This window comes from Agromyces humi, from assembly GCF_009720255.1.
Lineage (GTDB): Bacteria > Actinomycetota > Actinomycetes > Actinomycetales > Microbacteriaceae > Agromyces > Agromyces humi.
Window position 1 is genome coordinate 1 of the sequence record NZ_WJSP02000535.1, and the last position, 2,021, is coordinate 2,021.

Consider the following 2,021-nt stretch of genomic DNA (forward strand, 5'->3'; position numbering starts at 1 on the left):
CTCTTCGGCTACGCCGACGGCACGCGGTTGGGACCCGTGGTCGGGCTCGCGCCGGTCGAGGACTTCGCCTACCCGATCGCCACGGTGCTCCTCGTTCCCGCCGTGTGGACGCGCGCGCGCGAGCGGCGGGGATGTCGATTCGGGCACTGGCCACCTCTCTGCGCTTCAGGGCGGAGTCGGCGGGAAGGCGTGGCGGTCGCCCCGGAGGCGGATTCGCCTGCTTAAGCTGTGTGCCATGGCCAGACCCCCACTCACTCTAGCCGCGTTGGCCACGGCGGCGGTGCCCGGGCTCGAGGTCCGTGCAGCCAGGGCCCACACCCGCCGCAGCCACGGCGCCTACGACGCGGTGGAGCTCCACTCCGTCGACGGCCGACGCCTCGTCATCCGCGCTCCGCGGTCGCAGAACGCCGAGACCGAGCAGTCCGCCGATCTCGTCGCCATCCGCGCGATGACGCCCGGCGTCCGGGCCCGCCTTCCCTTCGCCGTGCCCGACTTCGTCGGCCAGGCCCCGATCGACGGAACGCGCGCCATCGTCACCGAGTTCCTCCCGGGCGCCGTGCGCACCGCCGACGAGCTCACCGAGCCGCCCGGGCTCGCGTTCTCGGTCGGATCCGCCGTGGCAGCAGTGCACAGCCTGCCGAGCGGCTTCGTCGGCGACGCCGGCCTGCCGCGGGAGTCCGCCGACGAATCACGCGACGGCGTCATCGACCTCATCGGCCGGGCCGCCGACACGGGGCATCTTCCCGCTGCGATCCTGCGACGCTGGGAGCAGGCGACCGACGACGATGCCCTCTGGCGCTTCCGTCCGACGGTCGTCAACGGCGCACTGTCGGCCGATTCGTTCCTCGTGGAGGGCGACACCGTGAACGCCGTGGTCGGCTGGTCGTCGCTCGCCGTCGGCGACCCCGCGCGCGACCTGCACTGGCTGCTGACGTCGCGCGGCGCGTCCGCCGAGGCGGCCCTCGACGCGTACATCACCGGGCGCAACGGCGGCGCCGACGCGCACCTGCCGCAGCGGGCGCTGCTGTACGGCGAACTCGAGCTCGCGCAGTGGCTGCTCCACGGCGTCGAGCAGCGCGACGCCGCCATCATCGACGACGCCGTGTCGCTGCTCGATGGGCTCGCGGCCAGCGTGCACGACCGGTCGAGCGAACCCCTCTCACCCGAGACGGGTCCGATCCTCACGGTGGGCGACGTCGAGCGCCTCCTCGACGACACTCCGCGGGATCACCCTTCTCGCGAGGGCGCGGCGACCATGCTCACCGACAGCTACGACTTCTCGGAGCTCGAACGGCGCGAGGCCGGCGAGCACGGACCGATCTCGATGGATGCCACCGCCCCCATCCCGCTCGACCTTAGCGATTGGGGCGATGCGACGCCGTCACGGGGTGCGCAGGATCAGCCCGAGACCGGCACCGACGAGACGGGTGCCGTGACGGACGCCCAGGCCCGCCGCAACGCTGCTTCGTCGTAGAGTCGCTCGGGCCGGATGACCCGGTCGTCCTCGACGAAGTAGAACACCGCGTCGACGGCGTCGGGGTCGATGCCGGCCCACTTCGCATAGGCGAGCCGGTAGAGCGCGAGCTGGGTCTGCTTGAGCTCGAGGTCGTGCTCGTCCTTCGGCGCCTTGCCGGTCTTCCAGTCGACGACCTGGTGCCGGATGCCGCGTGCGGCGAGCGCTCCACCTTCGGGCACCTCGTAGACGGCGTCGAGCTTGCACACGAACACGTGCTCCTCGATGGGCAGGTGCAGCTCGAGTTCCACGGCGATGGGCTTGCGGTCACCCCACTCGGAGGCTTCGAAGGTGGCCTGCAGTGCGCGCAGCCGTTCGTCGGTGGCATCCGGGATCACGCCGTCGGTCTCGCCGGGCGCGTCTGCCAGGGCGAGCCAGTCATCGTCGACGGCGGCTGCCTCGCCCTCGCCGGTCGAGCGGTGCTCCACCCAGGCGTGGAACAGCGTGCCGAGGCGGGTGGCCCGGAACGGCCGCTGCGGCATCGGCCGCCGGAGCTGCTCGGCGACGG

Annotated in this window: 2 protein-coding genes and 1 pseudogene; 2 read left to right on the forward strand and 1 reads right to left on the reverse strand. The window is 72.4% G+C overall.

Annotated elements, in window-relative coordinates; translation table 11 throughout:
• Together GH736_RS24745 and GH736_RS21900 are read left to right on the forward strand one after the other, a co-directional pair.
• A pseudogene (locus GH736_RS24745) lies at window positions 1-225 on the forward strand (hypothetical protein); the annotation flags it as partial.
• A 10-nt stretch (window positions 226-235) separates the two neighbouring features.
• Window positions 236-1,474 carry a phosphotransferase gene (locus GH736_RS21900; protein ID WP_203230905.1) on the forward strand — a complete coding sequence of 413 codons (1,239 nt, stop codon included), beginning with the start codon at window positions 236-238 and terminating at the stop codon, window positions 1,472-1,474.
• Here GH736_RS21900 and GH736_RS21905 read toward each other — a convergent pair.
• On the reverse strand, window positions 1,399-2,021 hold a 623-nt coding region (locus GH736_RS21905; RefSeq protein WP_162529592.1), incomplete at its 5' end, for a PD-(D/E)XK nuclease family protein. The genes GH736_RS21900 and GH736_RS21905 overlap by 76 nt on opposite strands.

Coding starts and splice junctions, on each gene's coding strand:
- GH736_RS21900 (WP_203230905.1), top strand. CDS start 236: ATGGCCAGACCCCCACTCACTCTAGCCGCGTTGGCCACGGCGGCGGTG.